Source organism: Pasteurella pantherarum, assembly GCF_049670885.1.
In the GTDB taxonomy this organism is placed as follows: Bacteria; Pseudomonadota; Gammaproteobacteria; order Enterobacterales; family Pasteurellaceae; genus Pasteurella.
Window position 1 is genome coordinate 1,845,110 of sequence record NZ_CP187173.1, and the last position, 21,809, is coordinate 1,866,918.

General features: G+C 41.6%; 23 protein-coding genes. 1 reads left to right on the forward strand and 22 read right to left on the reverse strand.

The genetic code is table 11. From position 1 onward, the window contains the following. Positions 1 to 59 precede the first annotated feature (59 nt). Positions 60 to 821 (forward strand): 3-deoxy-D-manno-octulosonic acid kinase, encoded by a 762-nt coding sequence (locus ACPEEM_RS08690; RefSeq protein WP_424404094.1) that lies wholly within the window; start codon positions 60 to 62, stop codon positions 819 to 821. 69 nt (positions 822 to 890) lie between these two features. Here the strand turns inward: ACPEEM_RS08690 and hemB are convergent, their stop codons facing one another. The 22 genes from hemB to rdgB form a co-directional block, all read right to left on the reverse strand. Further along, positions 891 to 1,922: a porphobilinogen synthase gene (gene hemB, locus ACPEEM_RS08695; RefSeq protein WP_424404926.1), complete on the reverse strand. Its 1,032-nt coding sequence runs from the start codon at positions 1,920 to 1,922 to the stop codon at positions 891 to 893. A gap of 118 nt (positions 1,923 to 2,040) precedes the next feature. Further along, on the reverse strand, positions 2,041 to 2,784 hold the full coding sequence (gene tatC / locus ACPEEM_RS08700) for a twin-arginine translocase subunit TatC (protein ID WP_424401759.1): 744 nt from the start codon (positions 2,782 to 2,784) through the stop codon (positions 2,041 to 2,043). After that, positions 2,784 to 3,377: a Sec-independent protein translocase protein TatB gene (gene tatB / locus ACPEEM_RS08705; RefSeq protein WP_424406698.1), complete on the reverse strand. Its 594-nt coding sequence runs from the start codon at positions 3,375 to 3,377 to the stop codon at positions 2,784 to 2,786. The genes tatC and tatB overlap by 1 nt, the downstream gene beginning before the upstream one ends. Next, positions 3,377 to 3,598, reverse strand: coding sequence for a Sec-independent protein translocase subunit TatA (gene tatA / locus ACPEEM_RS08710; protein ID WP_424401761.1), 222 nt, complete (start codon positions 3,596 to 3,598; stop codon positions 3,377 to 3,379). The genes tatB and tatA overlap by 1 nt, the downstream gene beginning before the upstream one ends. A 101-nt stretch (positions 3,599 to 3,699) precedes the next feature. Continuing rightward, complete coding sequence (ubiB, locus tag ACPEEM_RS08715; protein WP_424401762.1) at positions 3,700 to 5,304, reverse strand: ubiquinone biosynthesis regulatory protein kinase UbiB; 1,605 nt, start codon at positions 5,302 to 5,304, stop codon at positions 3,700 to 3,702. 15 nt (positions 5,305 to 5,319) lie between these two features. Next, complete coding sequence (locus ACPEEM_RS08720; RefSeq protein ID WP_424401763.1) at positions 5,320 to 5,958, reverse strand: ubiquinone biosynthesis accessory factor UbiJ; 639 nt, start codon at positions 5,956 to 5,958, stop codon at positions 5,320 to 5,322. Positions 5,959 to 5,967: 9 nt separating this feature from the next. Further along, entirely contained in the window at positions 5,968 to 6,669 is a 702-nt protein-coding gene (locus ACPEEM_RS08725; RefSeq protein WP_424406700.1) for a DUF4328 domain-containing protein, read from the reverse strand. Between the two features lie 19 nt (positions 6,670 to 6,688). Next, complete coding sequence (ubiE, locus tag ACPEEM_RS08730) at positions 6,689 to 7,495, reverse strand: bifunctional demethylmenaquinone methyltransferase/2-methoxy-6-polyprenyl-1,4-benzoquinol methylase UbiE (protein WP_424401765.1); 807 nt, start codon at positions 7,493 to 7,495, stop codon at positions 6,689 to 6,691. Between the two features lie 247 nt (positions 7,496 to 7,742). Then, entirely contained in the window at positions 7,743 to 8,948 is a 1,206-nt protein-coding gene (gene nhaA, locus ACPEEM_RS08735; RefSeq protein WP_424404928.1) for a Na+/H+ antiporter NhaA, read from the reverse strand. Between the two features lie 180 nt (positions 8,949 to 9,128). Next, positions 9,129 to 11,087 carry an LTA synthase family protein gene (locus tag ACPEEM_RS08740; protein WP_424406702.1) on the reverse strand — a complete coding sequence of 653 codons (1,959 nt, stop codon included), beginning with the start codon at positions 11,085 to 11,087 and terminating at the stop codon, positions 9,129 to 9,131. Positions 11,088 to 11,312: 225 nt separating this feature from the next. Continuing rightward, on the reverse strand, positions 11,313 to 12,620 hold the full coding sequence (locus ACPEEM_RS08745; RefSeq protein ID WP_424401768.1) for a hemolysin family protein: 1,308 nt from the start codon (positions 12,618 to 12,620) through the stop codon (positions 11,313 to 11,315). A gap of 95 nt (positions 12,621 to 12,715) precedes the next feature. Further along, positions 12,716 to 13,240, reverse strand: coding sequence for a DUF1523 family protein (locus ACPEEM_RS08750; RefSeq protein ID WP_424401769.1), 525 nt, complete (start codon positions 13,238 to 13,240; stop codon positions 12,716 to 12,718). Positions 13,241 to 13,282: 42 nt separating this feature from the next. Continuing rightward, positions 13,283 to 14,065 carry a YchF/TatD family DNA exonuclease gene (locus ACPEEM_RS08755; RefSeq protein WP_424406704.1) on the reverse strand — a complete coding sequence of 261 codons (783 nt, stop codon included), beginning with the start codon at positions 14,063 to 14,065 and terminating at the stop codon, positions 13,283 to 13,285. Between the two features lie 3 nt (positions 14,066 to 14,068). Beyond that, complete coding sequence (locus ACPEEM_RS08760) at positions 14,069 to 15,055, reverse strand: DNA polymerase III subunit delta' (protein ID WP_424401771.1); 987 nt, start codon at positions 15,053 to 15,055, stop codon at positions 14,069 to 14,071. Further along, a complete protein-coding gene (gene tmk, locus ACPEEM_RS08765) occupies positions 15,052 to 15,693 on the reverse strand; it encodes a dTMP kinase (protein WP_424401772.1) in 642 nt (213 codons plus the stop codon). The genes ACPEEM_RS08760 and tmk overlap by 4 nt, the downstream gene beginning before the upstream one ends. A 1-nt stretch (position 15,694) precedes the next feature. After that, entirely contained in the window at positions 15,695 to 16,741 is a 1,047-nt protein-coding gene (gene mltG, locus ACPEEM_RS08770; protein WP_424401773.1) for an endolytic transglycosylase MltG, read from the reverse strand. Between the two features lie 132 nt (positions 16,742 to 16,873). Then, positions 16,874 to 18,106 (reverse strand): phosphoglycerate dehydrogenase, encoded by a 1,233-nt coding sequence (gene serA / locus ACPEEM_RS08775; RefSeq protein WP_424401774.1) that lies wholly within the window; start codon positions 18,104 to 18,106, stop codon positions 16,874 to 16,876. A 20-nt stretch (positions 18,107 to 18,126) separates the two neighbouring features. Beyond that, on the reverse strand, positions 18,127 to 18,786 hold the full coding sequence (gene rpiA / locus ACPEEM_RS08780; protein WP_424401775.1) for a ribose-5-phosphate isomerase RpiA: 660 nt from the start codon (positions 18,784 to 18,786) through the stop codon (positions 18,127 to 18,129). Positions 18,787 to 18,915: 129 nt separating this feature from the next. Then, positions 18,916 to 20,064, reverse strand: coding sequence for a radical SAM family heme chaperone HemW (gene hemW, locus ACPEEM_RS08785; protein ID WP_424406150.1), 1,149 nt, complete (start codon positions 20,062 to 20,064; stop codon positions 18,916 to 18,918). A gap of 2 nt (positions 20,065 to 20,066) precedes the next feature. Beyond that, on the reverse strand, positions 20,067 to 20,393 hold the full coding sequence (locus ACPEEM_RS08790; RefSeq protein ID WP_424401776.1) for a YbjQ family protein: 327 nt from the start codon (positions 20,391 to 20,393) through the stop codon (positions 20,067 to 20,069). 9 nt (positions 20,394 to 20,402) lie between these two features. Further along, positions 20,403 to 21,086, reverse strand: a complete 684-nt coding sequence (locus tag ACPEEM_RS08795; RefSeq protein WP_424406706.1) for a sel1 repeat family protein — start codon at positions 21,084 to 21,086, stop codon at positions 20,403 to 20,405. Beyond that, positions 21,086 to 21,694, reverse strand: coding sequence for an RdgB/HAM1 family non-canonical purine NTP pyrophosphatase (rdgB, locus tag ACPEEM_RS08800; protein WP_424401778.1), 609 nt, complete (start codon positions 21,692 to 21,694; stop codon positions 21,086 to 21,088). Before rdgB ends, ACPEEM_RS08795 begins: the two co-directional genes overlap by 1 nt. Positions 21,695 to 21,809 lie beyond the last annotated feature (115 nt).

A 21,809-nucleotide genomic window follows, 5' to 3' on the forward strand; every position in this document is an offset into this window, starting at 1 on the left:
TCTGTTTATTTTAAAGTAGAATGTGCCTATCCGCTATCACAGATTAAATCTTGTCTATTATGCTTGAAATCGAAACAAAAAATGGATTTTTTCTTTTCCAGTTTGATCACCCTAAAGCCGATCAAACTGCATTCTTTGAACCTGAATTTTGGCAAAAAAAGAACCGCACTTTAGGCTTTGCCCAAGGACGTGGCAAAACTTGGTTTTTAGAAACCAAAGATATTTTCGGCATCAACACCGCCCTACGTCATTATTATCGTGGGGGTTTAATTGGAAAAATTAATCCCGACTATTACTGGCAACGAAAATTGCACAAAACTCGCAGTGTGGCAGAGTTTCACTTACTTAACCAACTTCATCAAGCAGGCTTGCCTGTTCCCAAACCTATCGGTGCACGTGTCAAAAAAAATAGACTCGGCTTTTATCGTGCCGACTTATTAATGGAGTTGGTGGAGAATGCCGAAGATCTCACCGTCTACTTAAAAAAAAACACGCTCAGCAATATGCAATGGTTTCAAATTGGCACATTAATTCGCAAGCTACACAATCATCAAGTTTGCCACAGTGATTTGAATGCTCATAATATTTTGCTACAACAGGCAGAATATGGTGCAAAATTTTGGCTACTTGACTTTGATAAGTGCCACTTAAAAAAAGGCGACCGTTGGAAAGAAGCGAATCTACAACGTTTACAACGTTCTTTTTACAAAGAAGTCGATCGTTTAGAGATCCACTTCAATGAAGATAACTGGCAAACCTTAATGGCTGGTTATCGCACCAGCACAACCTTTGTGCCTTTATCCATTCAGGAAAATCACTAACCCACTGCTTTAAAAGAAAAATCGCTACGTTGAAGACATAAAAAGAGGCGGATTGTCATCCGCCTCCGCTTAATCATCTGATGAGTTTGCTTGTTGTTCTAAATACAACCATTCTGCCACTTGTTTCGCATAATAAGTGAGAATGCCATCTGCCCCCGCCCGTTTAAAGCAAAGTAAAGATTCCATAATGCATTCTTTTTCTTTTAACCAGCCATTTTGAATGGCGGCTTGGTGCATGGCATATTCCCCCGACACTTGATAAGCAAACGTCGGCACCCCAAAATACGTTTTTACACGATACACTAAATCCAAATAAGGCATGCCCGGTTTCACCATCACCATATCCGCCCCTTCTTGCAAATCAAGTGCCACTTCTTGCAAGCCTTCATCACTATTGGCGGGATCAAGCTGATAGGTTTTTTTATCACCTTTTAACTGTGCAGCAGAGCCTACGGCATCACGGAATGGTCCATAATAATTCGAGGCATATTTTGCTGAATACGCCATGATCAGGGTATTAATCAAGCCTGCCTCTTCCAGTGCGGTACGAATTTTTCCAATTCTGCCATCCATCATATCGCTTGGTGCCACAATATCAGCCCCTGCTTCCGCATGGGAAAGGGCTTGCTTGACTAAAATTTCGGTGGTCAAGTCATTTAAAACATAACTATTTTCATCAATAATCCCGTCTTGCCCATGCAAAGTATAAGGATCCAGAGCAATATCCGTTAATACACCTAATTTAGGATAAGTGGCTTTTAACGCTCTAACGGCACGTTGCACTAAACCATGTGGGTTATATGCTTCTTCTGCCATTAGGGATTTTTTATCTAGCCCGACAACAGGGAACAAGGCAATCACAGGCACACCGTATTTCACCAACAAACCCGCTTCAATTAATAACTGATCGATCGTTAAACGCTCTACCCCTGGCATAGAAGGCACAGGCTCACGATAATTTTCCCCTTCAATAATAAAAACAGGGTAAATCAAATCATCTGCTGTCAGTTTATTTTCTGCCATTAAGCGACGGCTAAAATCCTGTTTACGCATGCGACGTAAACGACGTAATGGGAAGCCAGTAAAAATTTGTTGTGTCATCAGTTGTTCCTCTTTGAGGTCATCACAAAGCCAAGCATATTGGGTGGCAATTGAGGGAAGTTAAAAGGCAAGCCTTTCAGCTTGCCCAACAAAATAGCGTGTTCGACGATGATACCACTTACGATGATGCCGTTTCGTCATCTTCTCTTGGTCGGTAGAACCGTGCCACCACCACACCAATTTCAAACAACAACCACATTGGAATTGCCAATAAGGTCTGTGAAAACACATCTGGAGGGGTGAGTAGCATACCAATGACAAACGCCGCCACAATAATATAAGGGCGTTTGGCTTTTAAGTCTTCAGGTGTGGTAACGCCTGTCCAACAAAGTAAAATAATGGCGACAGGCACTTCAAAACACACGCCAAAAGCTAAAAAAATCGTCAACACGAAATCAAGATAGCTGCTGATATCCGTTGCAATGGACACGCCCTCTGGTGCCGTTTTGGTTAAAAAACCAAATACCAAGGGGAAGACCACATAATAAGCAAAAGCAACGCCTAAATAAAATAGCACCGTACTGGAAAAAAGTAACGGATAAATTAAGCGTTTTTCATGTTGATATAAAGCAGGTGCCACAAATGCCCAAATTTGATAAAGCAAATAAGGGACAGATAAAAACACCGACACCACTGCCGTCAATTTAATCGGGGTGAAAAAGGGCGTGGCGATATTCGTTGCAATCATACTTGCTCCCGCTGGCAATGCATCAATTAAAGGGGAGGCAACGAATTGATAAATGTCATTGGCAAAATAAACCAGACCACAAAAAACGACGGCAACAAAAATGATCGACTTTAATAGACGATCACGTAATTCCATTAAATGACTAATTAGGGGTTGAGATTCTTCAACGCTCATTATGCTTTCTTATCTTGTAGTTGGGATTGTGAATGCGACGCTGGCAATACAGGATCATCCATCATGTCATCGTCAGGATAATATTGTTGAATATGTGCCATTTCATCTTGTGCTTCCGCCAATTCCGCTTGCTCAGCAGGAGAAAGTGCGGTCATTTCTGAAATAGTTTCTTCATGTGATTCTGTTGGCTCAACGGCATGTTCTGCTTGTTGTTCTGCCGCGTGCTTGAGGGTTGGTTCAACCGATTGTTTGATGGCTTCAACCTGCTCTGCCAAGGTGGTGTTGGTGGCTGCGGCTTTTTCGTCCAATGCAGTACGTAATTTTTCTGCTGAGGTTTTCAGTTCCTCAACGGTTTTCCCCAATTCAGGGGAAAGTTGCTGTAAATTGAATTGTTCTGCTTTTTTGATACTTTCTTGCAGCTCTTGCAATTTTAGCTCTTGTTTCAGTTCGTTTTGGACATTATTTGCCAAGCCTCGAACCGTGGCAATCCACCCCATTACCGTACGGATAGCCACAGGTAAACGTGTCGGCCCAAGCACCACTAAGCCAATAACAAAAATGAGTGCTAACTCAAAAAAACCAATATCAAACATTATGCTTGTTCTTTATCTTTTGCTTTTTCAGTGCTTGCTGTCTTTTCGTTTTCATTATTTAATGCTTTAAATTCAGCATCTTTTGGCTCATCAGACATGGCTTTTTTGAAACCTTTTACCGATTCACCTAAATCCGAACCTAAGGTTCTTAATTTTTTTGTGCCAAACAATAACACAACGATTGCAACAATAATAAGAAGTTGCGGGAGACTAAGACTCATAGTATTTCCTTCCTTTTAAAAAATAACGTCGCTGAATATAGCTTTTTTACGCCTTCTGAACAATAGCCAATTTACATTATTTTGTATTTTGTTGAACTCGATCAGAAGAAGATTCTGCTGATTAACCAAACCCCTAAACCACAAGCAAAACCTAGCGAGAAACTGAATATTGGGTGTTGCTTTTGTTTTTTGCGTAACCGCTGATTGAGATGGGCTAATTCTTCGGCAATGACTTTTTGTTGCTGCAAGGCACTGATGAATGTTTCAGGGAAATCCAGTGCATATTCACGCCAATAAGGGAGTTTTTGTTTCAAGGTGCGGGTAAAGGCTTTCACCCCCATTTGCTCATCAAGCCAATTTTGTAAAAAAGGTTTGGCAGTATCCCATAAATCTAATTGTGGATAAAGCTGTCTGCCTAACCCTTCAATATACAATAAGGTTTTTTGCAGCAACACCAACTGGGGTTGCACTTCCATGTTGTATTCCCTTGCCACATTAAATAGATTGAACAAGACGTGCCCAAAGGAAATGTCAGACAAAGGTTTGGCAAAAATCGGTTCGCACACATCACGAAATGCCTGTTCAAAGTCATCAATGTTGGTGTCTTTCGGTGTCCAACCCGATGCGACGTGCATTTCTGCCACACGGCGATAATCTCGATTAAAAAATGCCACAAAACTTTCGGCTAAATAACGTTTATCATGTTCATTTAAACGCCCTACAATGCCACAATCAATGCCAATATATTGCGGATCCTCAGGGTGTTCTCGGCTCACAAAAATATTGCCTGGATGCATATCGGCATGGAAAAAACTATCACGAAAAACTTGAGTGAAAAACACTTGCACACCCCGCTCTGCCAATAATTTCATATTGGTTCCATTGGCTTTCAGTTCTGCCACATTGGAAACTGGAATGCCATAAATACGTTCCATCACAATCACATTTTTATGACAGAATAGCGGATACATTTCTGGAATATACAGCATCGGGCTGTTATCAAAATTAGCCCGCAATTGAATGGCATTTGCCATTTCGTGGCGTAAATCCAGTTCATCTCGTAAGGTTTTTTCATATTCACGCACCACTTCCACAGGACGTAAACGGCGACCTTCTGCTTTTAGACGAGGAATCCAACTGGCAAGCCTGTACATTAAGCTAAGATCCGCCTCAATCATATGTTGAATGTCAGGGCGTAGCACTTTCAGCACCACTTCTTTCCCCGCCAGATTGGGATCAAGCCCCTCTAAATGTGGGAGAGAGTGCGGTAGATTTTGTTTAAATTTTGCCGTATGCACTTGTGCGATTGAAGCGGAGGCAAGTGCCTGCTCATTAAAATCCTCAAACCAAGTTTCTAAAGGGGCACCCAGTGCTTTTTCAATTTGTTGGCGAGCAAGTTTTCCCTCGAAAGGTTCCACTTGATCTTGTAATAATGCCAGTTCATCGGCAATTTCTGGCGGAAATAAATCACGGCGTGTCGACAGCATTTGCCCCAGTTTGATCCAAACAGGACCTAATTCTTGTAGGGCTAACCGTAAACGTAACCCAAAGGGTTTGTCTTTATGTTGATGACGTAGCCAAAATAAACTTTTTCGCCAACAACGAATGGGACGCATATAGCGGTGATGAGGCAAGGCTTCATCAATGCCATAAATTAAGAGGGTTTTGATGATGCGGTACAAATGTTTAATATCGTTGAATTGCATGACTTATCCGTAATATCAGGCTTTTTGAATGGACAACTGTTCAATTTTTTGTGCTAAATGTGCGGTGTCTTTTTCAAGGATTTTGACTTGATCACAAAAATCCGCAATCGCTAATCTCGGTGAAATCACTTCCCATTCTTCTGTGAGGCGTTCCCCCCAAAATTGTTGGCTTTGTTTGAGTTTGTGCTGAAATAAATGGCGTAATTTCCGTAAAAAATCTACCGCACTTTGTGCTGGCACATCGCCAATGTAGCGAGATAACAGTTCTGCAGGATCTTTTTCCACAAATTCCAGCAATGCCACAAAGCCTTGCAACACTTGCAAATCCCCTTGTAATAAAATGGATTTGTCATTAATACATTGGCTCAGTTCTGATTTCTTCGGTATGTGCAAAAGCAAACTGGGGGCAATTTCGACCACACAATCACAATGCCCTTCATATTGAGTCAGTAAATCAATACGTTGTGCGGAAAACACAAAATATAAAGGGAGATCAATTTGTTGTAATTTGACCGCCAAAACTTGGTTATTCAGCTTGCGTAAATAAGGTTCACAGTGGTCAGTATGCTGAATTAACTGATTCAGTAATGTTTCCAAGCCTGCACTTAGAAATTGTGGCAACATCAGTTGCTGAAAAAAAGGTAACGGTTTCATGATTAATAGTTAGCTCACTAAGGACGTTGAGGTCGTTTTATGTTCTTTTTTAGAAAAGGTCGGCTCGTTTTTTGAATTTTTATTTTGAATGCGTTCGACTTGTAGCACGACCAAGGAAAAAATCAGTGCCAGTGAAATGGCAAGGGCACTATCGATAATCATCAAGGCTGAAAAATCATTTATGCCTTGAATGTCCTTAAAATACTCCGCTCTTGGTAAAAAAAAGATGAACCCAAGATTGATGCGTAGCAACCAAACTAGCCACCAAACAATCAAAGTGATCGGCGTAGGCTTTTTCTGCCAAGCCTCTGGTGATTCACTGGCTAACCATGTTTCTTTCATGGCTTTATAAGGCATAAAAAGATTCGCAATAGGAATGAAAAAATACACCACACAAGCCGCATCTGTAAATTTAATCTCCGTGGCATTCACGCTGGTATGCACAAAACGATGGGCACGATAAATCCAGCTTAAAATGATCACCCCTAACAGGATAAAGCTGCCGAGCTTCACATGGTGTAAGATTTCGTCGGCTTGCATCAATTGTGCGACACCCTCAGGGAGTTGGCTGATGGCGAGTTCCTGCTGCAATAATAGATTCGTTTCATCAAATATCTTGAAACTTAACCAAATTTGTACTGCATAAATGAGAATATCGAGTCCTAATAACGCCAAGACAAGTTTTGAATGATTTTCAGCTCGATAATGCATGAAATGGCCCTCTTAGAAGTTAGAATTTGTAACCTCGATGCAATGCGACAATCCCTGCACTTAAATTATAATAATCGACCTGTTCAAACCCCGCATCAATCATCATTTGTTTTAACACTTCCTGTTCTGGATGCATACGAATAGACTCGGCAAGATAACGATAACTATCGCCATCATTCACCACCACTTCACCAATTTTTGGCAAGATATTGAAAGAGTAGAAATTATAAATTTTACTTAATGGGGCTAAAATAGGTTTTGAAAATTCCAGGACTAATAAACGACCACCGGGTTTTAACACACGATACATGGAACGTAACGCTTTGTCTTTGTCTGTCACATTGCGTAAACCAAAACTGATGATGACACAATCAAAGGTATTGTCGGGGAAAGGTAACGCTTCCGCATTGGCTTGAACGTAATTCACATTTCCCACAATGCCTAGATTGCGTAATTTTTCACGCCCCACTCGCAACATGGAGTCGTTAATGTCGGCTAACACCACTTCCCCTGTCGGGCCCACAATGCGGGAAAACTTGGCAGTAAAATCCCCTGTACCACCCGCTAAATCAAGCACTTTATGCCCTTTTCTTACCCCACTACAATCAATGCTAAAGCGTTTCCAAATACGGTGAATACCAAAAGAAAGTAAATCGTTCATCAGGTCATATTTGTCCGCCACCGAGTGAAAGACATTGGCGACCATTTTTTGTTTTTCCGATTTTGCGACGGTTTTAAAACCAAAGTGCGTGGTTTCTTCTAAGTGGGTATTGAAGGAAGATTCAACCTGCGGTTGATTTTGGGCAATATTTTCTTGGTTTGACATAAAGACTGATCCATAGAACTTAAAATTGCTTTAAGAATAACAAAAAATAGCGAAAGATTCCGCTACTTTTCCTTAATTTATGTCAGTTTATCCCCACCGCCCCGTAAAAATGCGTTGTCTTGCTATTTGGCTTCTTCCTCTTACGCCGCATATTCCCCAAAGCCTCAGCAATGATCCCTAAATGAAAAAGAAAAAACCGCCCGTCTAAAAAGACAAAAGGCGGTTTTCGCTATGAGATAACGAGCTTTTAGTGTTTTGTCGACGCTGTGGCAGAGCTGGTCTCAAGGGTATCTTTGGTGCAAAGTCTTAATAACAGATAACCTAGCACGGCAGAAATGCCTGATCCCATTAAAATGCCTAAACGGGCTAAGGCAGTCACATTTTCGCTACCCGTTTCTGCACCAAACGCCAATCCTGCCAAGAACATGGACATCGTAAAGCCAATACCACAAAGGACAGAAACCGCAAAAATCTGTTTGAAATTAATACTTTCAGATAACTTCGCCAAACCTAATTTCACGGCGATAAAACAAAATGAGAAAATCCCCAATGGTTTGCCTAATAACAACCCTAACGCAATGCCCATTGGCAAGGTTGAGGTGAGGTTATCCACGCCCATGCCAATTAAGGATACGCCCGCATTACAAAATGCGAAAAGCGGTAAAATAGCAAAAGCACTCCAAGGTGAGAGGGTGTGCTCAAAATTATCTAACGGGCGATCGCCTTTTTTACCGTTTAATGGAATACAGAAACCAATAATCACCCCAGCGAGCGTGGCATGAACCCCTGATTTTAAGACCGATGCCCATAAAATCAAACCAACAATGCCGTATGCAGATAATGCGGTAATTTTTAAACGGTTCATGGTCACCAAAACCGCAATGGCAATGCCTGCAAATACAAAGGCTTGTGGACTTAAATCATGTGAGAAAAATAAGGCAATGACAATAATCGCCCCTAGGTCATCAATAATGGCAAGGGCAAGCAAGAAAATCTTTAATGCTAAAGGCACACGTTTACCCAGTAATGCCACTACCCCTAAAGCAAACGCAATGTCTGTTGCCATAGGAATCGCCCAGCCTTCCTGAAATTCGGGATGTTCAGTATTGAACAAAATAAAAATCAGTGCGGGAACAACCATGCCCCCAATTGCTGCAATGGCAGGGAAAATCGCACGCTGATAACTTGATAATGAGCCTTCAAGTAGTTCACGTTTTACTTCCATTCCCACTAACATAAAAAAGATCGCCATTAATCCATCATTCACCCACATTAATAAGGGCTTATTGATGCTAAACGCCCCAATTTGGATACTCACTGGCGTTTGTAAAAAATTAAAATACAATTCCTGAAGTGGTGTATTGGCTAAAATAATAGCTAACGTGGCAAAGATAAATAGTAAAATCCCCCCAGCGGCTTCTTGTTTTAGAAAGTTTTGAATTGGTGTTAACATTTTTACCCCTTATGTGACTAACCGATAGCGTTCTATCGTAGATAATGCTTTTATATCATTTTTTTACAAAAAAAATCATATAAATAATTCATTTTCGTTAAAATGTTAAAAATTTTTTAAAAAATACCGCACTTTTTGAAAAAAATAAGGCGAACACACAGATTCGCCTTAAATTCATCCTTAATCTGTTGATTTTTCATGCCCTGATTTATATAACCGGTGTTTATATAAATAACTGCCTAATAAAGAATGGGCTAAGGCTTCTTTTTTCAGCTCAGGTGAGAGCGTAGTTTCCGTGAAGCGGTTGCTTTGCTTATCATAAAGATAGCCTTTTGCCTCCACTTTCGGGGCGAGAATCACCACCTCATTGCCTTTCATCATCGCAAGGGTTTGATCATATTGCATAAAGGCACGGTTTGGATCTTCCGCTTTGGTTAAGTCATAGCCAATCATTGGGTAATCACCACTCACCCCAGCCAAAGATAACAGTGTGGTTGGCATATCAATTTGACTCACCAAACGAGGATCACGTTTGACTTCCACATGATCGCCCAATAATAAGGCAGGAATATGGAAATGTTTAATCGGCACAAGAGCAGCACCGCCCACTCGAGAGTCGTGATCCGCAATCACCAAAAATAAGGTATCTTTCCAATAATCCGCCTGTTTTGCTAACTTAAAGAAATGCCCAATGGCATAATCGGCATATTTGGCGGCATTATGGCGGGTTTGTTTCGGTTGTTCATATAGCGTAATTTTGCCATCAGGAAACTCAAACGGATCATGGTTGCTTGAGCTAAACACCAAACTAAAGAAAGGTTTGCCTGCTTGATGCAATTTCGTAAAAGTTTCATGGGCTTTGTCAAACAAGTCTTCATCACTCACCCCCCATGTGGCTTTAAATTTCGGGTGTTGATAATCCAACTCATCGATGATCTCTTGGAAGCCATTGCCATAGAAGAAACTTGCCATATTATCGAAATGTTTTTCGCCGCCATAAATAAAGGAGGTGTGATAACCTTGTTGCCCTAATAATTCTGCAATGGTGAAAAAGCCATGTTGGCTATTACTGAGTTTGACCACAGCACGAGCAGGGGTCGGCGTAAAGCCTGCCGTTACCGCTTCAATACCTCGAACAGAACGTGTTCCTGTGGCATACAAATTCTCAAATAACCAACCTTCTTGTGCCAATTTGTCAAACTCTGGCGACAAGGGTAGCCCGCCTAAAGTGCCAATAAATTGAGCCCCTAAACTTTCTTCCAAAATAATGACGATATTTTTCGGCTTACCTTGGTAAGTGGCTTGATTGCGAGTTAAAGTTGGATATTTCGTTGAAATGTAATCACTTTCAGGACGACCACGGCTTTTTTTCACAATACTTAACATCTCATCGGTGTGCATTTTGCCGTATAAGGTTGCCGCATTGCCTTCATCTTTAAATTGTTGTGCGGCATAAATCACCGAATACCCCGAGTTGAGCACCAAAGAGTTGACTAATCCATCAGACGAAAACGCCACCATCGCAGGGTTAATACCACGGTGGGCAAACGTGGAACGTGCCCCAATAAATGCCACCGCAATCACCAATAACGCCATCAGTGGGCGAAATGTCCAACTTGGTGAGGTCAGATTTTTAACCGCCCAACCTGCCAGTTTCCAATAGAAAACCGTGGCAAAGCCTGTAACGACCAAGCTGATAACCACAGACAATAAATGTCCTTCAAAAAGCATACTGAAAACTTCTTTAGGGTAGATCAGATATTCAATGAAAAGACGGTTTGGACGAAAATCATAGGTTTCAATAAAAGCAGGCGTGGCAATTTCCATAAAAAGAATAAACACACTGCCGACAGTTAACCAAACTCGCAGAATTTTTCGCCACACACATCCAAGCCCATTATGGTGATAAAGTAACACCGTCAATAAGGCTGGCAGCCCAAATAAATAGCACAAAGACACAATATCAATTCGTAATCCTTGTACGAATAATGACAGCCAACCGTCAACCGCACTCACCCGATCCGCTTGCCAAAGGGATAAACCTAAACGTGAGAGGGTAAAGACGAAAAGATTAACAGCAACAAAAAAGAAAATGGGAAACAACACCATGCGGTGATGTTTTTGCGTATTTGAATCCATATAGCCTCTGAGATGATAAAATAGGGGAAAACGTAGCTGTTAGACAGCCATTCAGGAAAATCATTCCATTTCTCAATGTGATTTTAACCATTCCATGCACTCTAGCCACAAAAGTCGCAGTGTTGAGCGTAATCACGGCGGATATCGCCTTTGATTGGTACAATCCCATAAAAAAGTGCGGTCGATTTTAAAAACATTTTAAAACATACCGCACTTAGATAAGTCCTATGCTGTTGGTGGCTCAAGATCTTTGCGTAAAGACACCAAAAGTTGGTCGATTTTCACGTTTTCTGTGTCGATGATTTCAAATTTATATTTGTCATACAACACAAAATCTGTTTTCTTCGGAATTTTACGCAACATATACATCATAAAACCGCTGATGGTTTCATAATTTTCTTCCCCAGGGAAACTGTCGAGATTTAAAGCTCGCATCACATCTTCCAACGGGGTCGCCCCATCAATTAACCAAGAATCTTCATCACGACGTACGATTTGTTCTTCTTCATTCGACACCAACTCGCCCATCACAATACTCATCACATCATTTAAGGTGATAATTCCCACCACAAGGGCATATTCATTCACAATTACCGCAAAATCTTCACCTGTCGATTTAAACAGCTCCAACACCTCGAATAAGGAAAGTGTATCAGGCACAAACAAGGTTTTTCGCAATAAGCGACTGTCGGTGAGCGACACCCCTTTTTCAATTTGTAAGTACATGGTGAGTAAGGTGTGCGATTCCACATAACCTAAAATACGATCTAACCCGTTATCACAAATTAATAATTTGGAATGGGAATTTTTCGTTAGCGTATCCATAACAGCTTGGCGATCAAAAGAGCGGTCTAAAAACACGATATTTTCACGGGTGGTCATGGTGGAGGTGACCGTTCTTTCCTGCATATCAAAGATATTTTCAATCAAATAATGCTCTTGTGCATTAACCACACCCGCTTCCGCCCCAGCACCCACAATGGCAACAATATCTTCGGGTGTCATATTTTCTTCACGCACCGTAGAAATATGGAACAATTTAAAAAAGCCATTGGCAATAGAATCAAAAATCATCACCAAGGGTTTGAGTAAAAAAATACACACCGCCATGATACGCACGGTACGCAATGCCACCCCTTCAGGGTTAATCATCGCAAGGCGTTTAGGCACTAAATCTGCCAATAAAATAAAGGCGGTGGTCACAAAAGCAAAGGCAAGCCAAGAAGCGACGTTATCTAACCATGCGGCACTGATGTGGTCGGCAAGCACTGTGGCTAAATAAGGGCGAATCGCACTTTCACCAATAATCCCACCCAGAATCGCCACCATGTTTAAACCAATTTGCACCACCGTAATAAAACGCCCTGGCTGGCTTTGTAGGCGTAACACGAGCTCTGCACGTGTATCCCCTTCATTGATTAAACTTTGCAACTTCATTTTTCGTGCACCCGCCAAAGACATTTCAGCCGCAGAAATCACCGCACTGATAATAATCAAAATTCCTAAAATGAAGATGGCTTCAAATAAACTCATAACATCTCTCTGCTTTAATCATGTAACGAAAAGTGATGAGGACGTTATGCGGCTTAACTTGTCATTAAACCGCATAGACACATAGAAAAGGGCGGTTAATTTTCGCTATCAAACCAGCCACGAACAAATTGAACAGAAAAGAATAAGGTGAGAAGTAAGAAAACATAAAGCACATAAGCCAGTATTGGCAAACTTGCGGAGGCATTTTCTTCTACCGCATGAATGTTAACGGCATTACGAAACTCATCAAACATCACCAAACGCCAGCCATAATATTTAATCTCAACATATTGATTTTCTTTAATTAAGGCTTCTGCTTCTGCATGTAAATTGGCTGAACCAAATTTAAAGTAAAATGGGAAACCCCAACGCGTATCTTCATTACGATAGACCATGATCTCGCCCTTCGTGTTTTGTGTATTAATAAAATACACATCACGTGTTGGACCATCGGCAGGATTCGCTTTGGTGATAGGTCCATCTTTATCCACACGTTTCACTTCCACACCTGTCACTTTGGTGATGTCATAACTCGGCGTAACAAAATTAACGGTGGCAAATAAAAAAAGGTGAAAGGTGAATATCACCGTAAGAAAAAAGTATTTTAAAAATTTTCGCATGGGTCTTCCTTTGATACAGTCGCCAGATACTAAACAGATTAATTATTGTACATGAATTTTGAATAAACGCTCAAAGTTTTGTGTGGTAATTTGAGTAAACTCTTCAAAGGAAACGCCTTTGAGGGTTGCCACATATTCACAAACTTCACGCACATAAGCAGGTTGATTTTGTTTACCACGATAAGGCACAGGGGCGAGATATGGCGAGTCAGTTTCGACTAACAAGCGATCAAGAGGCACTTTGCGTGCCACATCTCGCAATTCTTCTGCATTTTTAAATGTGATAATGCCTGATAATGAAATATACAAGCCTAAATCTAACCCTCGTTTTGCCATGTCCCAGTTTTCCGTAAAACAATGGAGTACACCACCGCATTTTTCCGCCTGATTGTCTGCCAAAATGGCGAGGGTGTCTTCTCTGGCACTGCGGGTATGCACAATCACTGGTTTGTTGAGCTGATTTGCAATTTGAATTTGGTTTGCAAAAACTGCTTGTTGCAAGGCTTTGTTATCCGCACTGTAATAATAATCTAAGCCTGTTTCACCAATGGCAATCACTTTCGGATCATCAGCCAACCGTAACAAGCGTTCTGCATCAAAGGGTTCATCATCAAGATCTAAAGGATGCACACCACAAGCCAATGAGACATTGTTAAATTTGGCAAGGGCGGCATAGGCTTGCTCAAAACGAGTTAAGGTCACGCCCACCGCAAGCAGATGTTTCACCTCTCTTGCCATGGCTTTTTCCACCACATCCTCAACATTTTTGTGTAAATTTTCATAATCCAAGGCATCAAGATGACAGTGAGAATCGACAATAAACATATTTTATCCTTCAAAGACGTCGGTAATTAATTGGGTTAAGCCGTCTAACAAGATGAGATCTTGATTGACTGCATTAATATTGATTAAATCTGCACGCACCTTTTGCATAATCTGTAAGGCATGAAGTAAACCTTGCGTGCTTTGTTGGGCACTAAATTGTTCAATCCCCGCAGCGAGATCTTGGCAGATCCAGTTTTCTCGAATCTGCAATTTGGCTTTTAAGGCATCCGCTAAAAACGCCAAAAGCCAATCAAGTTGATGAAAAATCAGGGTTTTCTCAAAAAACGGTAACAGCTCTAAAGGGGAGCATTTTCGGTAAAACAACCAAAATTGACGTAAAAACTCACGCCGTTTGGCTAACAAACCTTCGGTTAATACCGTTAAAGCATCAAGTGGGCGACCATAGCTTATCCGAAGTGCGGTCTGAATATCCGACATTTCATGAGGCGGTATCTCATTGCTTTGTAGCCAAGCGATCGCTTGATCGGCATGGGGAATGCTGATCAAGGTGGCTTGGCAACGGCTGTAAATGGTCGGCATGATGGGTGATGCCACATCGGCGAGCAATAAAAAATAGGTATTCGGACGAGGCTCTTCTAAGGTTTTTAACATGGCATTGGCGGCAGCCTCCGTCAGACGTTCCACTCCAAGCACATAAATCAGTTTATTGCCCCCCTGTTGGGCATGTTGATTGATTTTTTCATTCACTTCACGCACTTGATCCACCCCAATATCTTTATTATCAATCGGGGCAAGGGTGTAAATATCGGGGTGATGTTGTGCTTTTGCTAAAAGGCAATGATGACACTGTCCGCAAGGTTGCAGACCCTTGACCTGTTGACAAATAAGCCAATGCCCTAATGCTTGTAATAACTGTTCCGCCCCTAAGCCTTGCTCAGCTTTAAATAAAAGTGCATGATGACCATGCCCTTGTTGAAAGGCATGAACAGATTGTTGATAGTAAGGTTGTAGCCAAGGGTATAACGTCATGCTGAAGCTTTTGTTGAAATTAACCAATTTTCTACCGCACTTTCGACATCATGTCCCACTTTTTCCATACTCTGTGAGGCATCAATCGTCACGGCTTTCGGATTATTTTTCACCAACGCAAGATAACGTTGACGCGTGCGGTGGAAAAAATCCAGATTTTGTTGCTCAATACGATCCAATTCACCACGCCCTTTGGCTCGCCCCAAGCCTAATAAGGGATCGATATCCAAATACAAGGTGAGATCAGGTTCAAAGGTGCCTAACACGGTGTGTTTTAAGGTGGCGAGCAATTGTTGATCCAGTTGGCGTCCCCCCCCTTGATACGCTTGTGATGACATATCATGGCGATCACCAATCACCCATTTCCCTTGAGCCAGGGCGGGTTTAATCACATTTTCCACCAATTGAATGCGTGCGGCATACAACATTAAGAGTTCGGCTTTGTCGGTCACAGGTTCTTCTGTTTCGTGTTTGATCAAATGGCGTAACTTTTCTGCCAAAGGGGTGCCACCCGGTTCACGGGTAAAAACGATTTCATGAATGCCATGTGCTTGCAATGCACGCACAATACTTTCTCGTGCGGTCGTTTTTCCTGCCCCTTCAAGACCTTCAAGAACAATAAATTTGCCTGTTGTCATGTTATTTTCCGTTTTTCTGATGACGATACCAGTGCAAATATTGCTGCACGGCTCGCTGATGTTCTGCTAAAGTTTGTGTAAATTTATGCCCGCCCGTGCCATCTGCAACAAAATATAAATAAGCGGTTTTTTCAGGGTGAGCGACAGCTAAAATCGCACTTTCACTTGGCATGGCAATCGGTGTTGGCGGTAAGCCATCAATGGTGTAAGTATTGTAGGCGGTTGGGGTTTCTAAATCTTTTTTACGAATATTGCCCTGATATTTTTCTCCCATGCCATAAATAACGGTGGGATCCGTTTGTAAACGCATATTACGTTTTAAGCGATTAAGAAATACAGAGGCTACTTTACCACGTTCCGCTTCAATTGCGGTCTCTTTTTCCACAATAGATGCCAAAATCAGCATTTCATAGGCATTGTTGAGGGGCAAATCGGGGTCACGTTTTTCCCATGCTTGGGCAAGCACCTTTTTCATGCGTTCCACCGCCCGTTTTAATAAGGCTAAATCCGTTGAATTCGGCGTGTAATGATAAGTGTCGGGATAAAGCCAGCCTTCCACTTTTTTCCACTCGTGAATGGCTTTCACATCATCAGGCAAATCTAAAAGTGCAAAAATGTCTGCCTCGCTTTTCCCTTTTAAGGTTTGCACTAAGTGCGGTGCATTTTCCAAATTTTTTCGCCATGCGTTGAAATTGTCGCCCTCAATAAATTGAAGACTAAATTGTGCCTCTTTGCCCTCGTTCAGTACAGTCAATAACTCTGCTACGGTCTTTACCCCATTCATTGAATAAGTCCCCGCTTTGATTTTGTTGCGTTCTGGTTGCAATCTCAGCACATAAGGTAATAGGAAAGCATCATCAAGCAATTGTTCTTTTTCCAATAAATTGGCGAGTTTTTTACCTGTCGTACCACGTTCCACGGTAAGCAGTTGATCAGGTTTGCTGTGTACAGGTTGATGTACAAATTTTTGCACCTGTTGATAAGCCCAAAAACTAGCCGCTAAGCCGAGTACAAGAAGGAAGATAAAAAAAGTCAGTAATTTTTTCATGAATAAACCGTGTGAAGGCAAGGTCAGGTTAAAATTGGCGAGATTATAACAAAGAACGGGCAAATTTGCGTAGTTCGAAAAAACAAAATGCGATCTAAATAGACCGCACTTTATCGAGATAAGCCTGCAAGATTAATACAAGACACGTGCACGAATAGTGCCATCGATCTGTTTTAATTTGGCTAATAACTCATGGGTATCTTCCGCTTCCACGTCAATCACTACATAACCAATGGTTGGGTCAGTTTGCAAATATTGTGCCGCAATGTTTACATTGGCTTCCACAAACACTTGGTTAATTTTGTTTAATACACCTGGTTTGTTATGGTGAATGTGTAATAAACGTTTGGCACCACTATGTTCTGGTAAAGACACTTCAGGGAAATTCACCGCAGAAAGGGTTGAACCATTATCGGAATATTTGACAAATTTACCTGCCACTTCTGCACCAATATTTTCTTGTGCTTCAGAGGTAGAACCACCAATATGTGGGGTTAAAATTACATTATCAAACACACGCAATGGCGAAACAAATTCTTCTTGGATAGAGGCGGGTTCTTGTGGGAATACATCTAATGCCGCACCACGCAATTTACCAGCTTCAAGAGCTTGTGCTAACGCTTCAATATCCACCACTGTACCACGTGCCGCATTAATTAAAATGGCACCTTCTTTCAATTGGGCGATACGTTGGGCGTTCATTAAATTTTTGGTAGAGGCATTTTCTGGCACATGTAAAGAAACCACATCGCTCATTGCCAATAGTTCTTCTAAACTACGGACTTGATGGGCATTACCTAATGGTAATTTATTTTCAATATCATAGAAAAACACGCTCATACCTAGCGACTCAGCAATGATACTTAATTGTGAACCAATATGCCCATAACCAATAATACCGAGCTTTTTACCCCGCACTTCATGGGAGCCTGTGGCTGATTTATTCCAAACACCACGGTGTACTTCCGCATTTGCCTGTGGCACGTTACGCATTAATAGTAAGATCTCACCAAGCACTAACTCTGCCACTGAGCGAGTGTTAGAAAAAGGTGCATTAAATACAGGAATGCCTCGTAATTTGGCGGCCTCTAAATTCACTTGGTTAGTCCCAATACAAAAACAACCAATGGCGATCAGTTTTTGTGCATGAGCTAACACATCTTCTGTTAAAGAGCTACGTGAGCGAATCCCCACAAAATGAGCATCTTTGATGGCGACTTTTAATTCTTCATCACTGAGTGCTTTTTTGTGGTATTCAATGTTGGTGTAGCCCGCTTCTTTTAATACATCTAAAGCACTTTGGTGGACACCTTCTAAAAGTAAAAATTTAATTTTTGACTTATCCAGTGAAACTTTGGTTGTCATGTTTGCGTTCCTTTTTCTTGTTATTCAATTACGTTGACACCGTCTGGTGTACCTACAATAATAATATCCGCAGGGCGTAATGCAAAAATACCATTTGTCACCACACCTGCCACATTATTGAGTTCTTTTTCCATTTCCACAGGGTTCATGATGTTAAAGTGATAGACATCTAAAATGACATTGCCATTGTCCGTCACCACACCTTCACGGTATTCTGGCGAACCCCCTAATGCCACTAATTTACGTGCCACTTGTGAGCGAGCCATTGGAATGACTTCCACAGGCAAGGCAAAGGTCGAACCCAATATGTCCACTTGTTTGCTGTTATCCACAATACAAATAAATTTTTTCGCTAATGCTGCTACGATTTTTTCACGGGTTAATGCCGCTCCCCCACCTTTGATCATCATTTTTTGTGGGTTCACTTCATCTGCACCGTCAATATAAATGTCTAACCCTGAGACATCGTTTGCATTGAACACTTCAATGCCTTGTTTGCGTAATAATTCTTCAGATGCTTTGGAAGCCGCAACCGCCCCTTTAATGTCGTCTTTCATTGTTCCTAAGGCTTCAATAAAACAATTGACTGTCGAACCACTGCCTACGCCCACAATGGTGTCAGGTTTGACATAGCGTAATGCTGCTTTCGCCGCCAATTTTTTCATTTCCAATTGATCCATCTTAGTTCCTTTATTTGTCTTAATTTGTCTTAAAATGCTATTCTTTTTATTGAGACTTAACTATGTGTAATCGTTTGCGTATCTTGTAATAAGGGAATACTTTAATCCTAATCAATAGGATAAACAAGCCTATTTAGGTAAAAATTCTCCTAGCAATTCATTCAAAAATAATTTGCCATGCTCGGTAATTTTCCAGCTTTCTGGCGTTTCCTCAATATACTTTTTGGCTAATGCCCATTGGATTTGTTCGGCAATATGTTGCTCATTTAAGCCTGTAAATTGTCGAAATTCCACTTTCGGCACAGCTTCCAATAAACGAAAACGGTTCATAAAAAACTCAAACGCCCGATCCTCTTCCTGTACCGTTTTTTGTTCATATAAATATTCCCCACGCAAATAGCCTTTGGGGTGTTTGGTTTTGGCATAACGCACGATCTCACCCGTTTCAAAACTCAGTTTGCCATGTGCTCCACAACCAATCGCCAAGTAATCCCCAAAACGCCAATAATTTAAATTATGCTGGCACTGAAAATCTGGCTTGGCATAGGCGGAGGTTTCATATTGCACATAGCCCGCTTCGGTTAACAGTTGGTGCCCTTGTTCGAAAATATCCCAAAGTGCATCGTCATCGGGTAACACGGGAGGGCGATAAGCAAACAGGGTGTTTGGCTCAATGGTCAGCTGATACCAAGATAGGTGTGGCGGTTCAAGGGCTATCGCCTGCTGTAAATCGGAAAGGGCTTCTTGTAAGGTTTGATTCGGCAAACCATGCATCAGATCCAAATTAAAACTCTTTAGCCCTGAAACTTTTGCAAAACCGACCGCACTTTTGGCTTCTTCGGCATTATGAATCCGTCCTAAACGGGCTAATTTGTCATCATTAAAACTTTGGATCCCCATGGAAATACGGGTAACACCAGCCTTCACATAGCCTTTAAAGCGTTCGGCTTCTGCCGTTCCGGGGTTCGCTTCTAGGGTGATTTCAATATCAGGCTTAAAGGGAATCTGTGCCTCAACGCCCGATAATAATGTTTGAATCCCTTCTGCGGAAAATAAACTGGGTGTGCCCCCACCAATAAAAATCGAGTGAAGTGGACGCTGTTGAATGCTGTCTTGAAAGCGTTGCAAATCTTGTTGCAGATCTTGCAATAGGTGTTCAATGTAGTCTTGTTCAGGAATATGCCCTTTTTGTGCATGAGAATTGAAATCACAATAAGGGCATTTTTGTACACACCAAGGAATATGAATATACAGGCTGAGAGGGGGAAGGGTTAAGATGTTCACTCACGCACCACCACGGCGGTACCACTTGCCACGATCATGAACATACTTTTTCCATCGCCATTAATTGACGTGTAGTTGACCTCTAACCCGACAACCGCATTTGCACCCACACGTTTCGCATTGTCTTGTAATTCTTCTAATGCGTCTTGACGTGCACGTGCAATTTTGGATTCATAGGCACCTGAACGTCCACCCAGAATATCGGTAATGCCAGCAAAAAAATCACGAATAAAATTTGATCCCGCAACCACTTCACCAAATACCACTTGTTTATATTCAATGATTTGCTTGCCTTCTATGTTAGGGGTTGTTGTAATAATCATCGCTTTTCCTTATTTAAGCTTATCTAAAAAATCAAAAAGTGCGGTCGGTTTTTGCTGAATTTCTGCCGCCGTTTTCTCTGCCACTTTTTGCACGTCTGACCAATCCGCACGGTTAAGAATATCGCCACTGCAAAGGTAATCTTTATCCTCTTCATTCATTTCACCATGAAGCAGATTGTTATAAGTGGCAAGGGTACAGGCTTTGATGGTAGAAAATGCCACATTATAATTGGTCGCCAATCGGCTATCGCCATAAATCCAGCTTAGCTGTGCTAATGCAGTATAGTTGCCCAAGGTTGCCGCTTGTTTTAATTTACTCACAATCAGGGCGTAATTTTTGGGCTGCTGTTTATCTAATTGATGGACTTCATCTAAGATCTTTTGTGTCCCGTTAGGGGCTAAACTTGCTAGCCATTTTGGATTAGATTTTGCCACAAGCTTATCCAATAAGGTTTGGGCTGGGGCATAGTGACGCTTTGCTGCTTGATCTAGCCAATAGTAAAAATCGCTTTCTTTTAAGTGCGCCATATCCGTGGTCGTTTGTAAACTCAAGGCTAAATCATATTGTGCTTCCGCATTGCCTTTTTTCGCATCTTGTAACAATTGCAGTTGTTCAGGCAGATAATCCAACCCTTGGGCAGTATGTGATAACACAAAACTGATCAAAAATAGACCGCACTTTTTCCACATCATTAGGTTCCTCTTGTTGCTAACTTGTTTTTTAAAACCGATAACGCTCTGGCTCTATGTGAGATTTTTTTCTTTTCTGTGGTCGCTAACTGGGCGAAAGTACACCCCACTTCAGGACTAAAAAATAGGCTATCATAACCGAAACCATTTTCGCCTTGTTCCACAAACGCAATCTCGCCATAACATTCCCCCTCTGCAATAATAGGGGAAGGATCTTGTTCATGTTGCAACATCACAATGCAACTGACAAATTTTGCTCGACGATTTGGCTGTGCCACATGTGCTAACTCTGCCAGTAACTTGGCACGATTTTTGGCATCCGCCTCCGCACCTTCTACCCCAGCATAACGTGCAGAATATAAACCTGGTGCCCCCCCTAATGCCTCCACCACTAAACCAGAATCATCTGCAATGGCAGGTAACCCCGTGAGTTTGCTGGCGTAACGGGCTTTGAGTAAGGCATTTTCCACAAAGGTTAAGCCTGTTTCTTCAGGGCTTTCAATATGTAAATCCGTTTGGGCAATCACCTCAAAACCAAAATCGGCAAGCACATCCGACATTTCTTTGACTTTCCCTTGATTACCTGTTGCTAAAACGACTTTTTGTTTCATATGACACTCTATTTTTTCAAACACATGTGCAAATTATACGCTTTTCTCACCGATAACGCCAAAATCTCCATTGGATATTTTCATCGCCTATAAAAAAGGGTATTGAGTGCACACC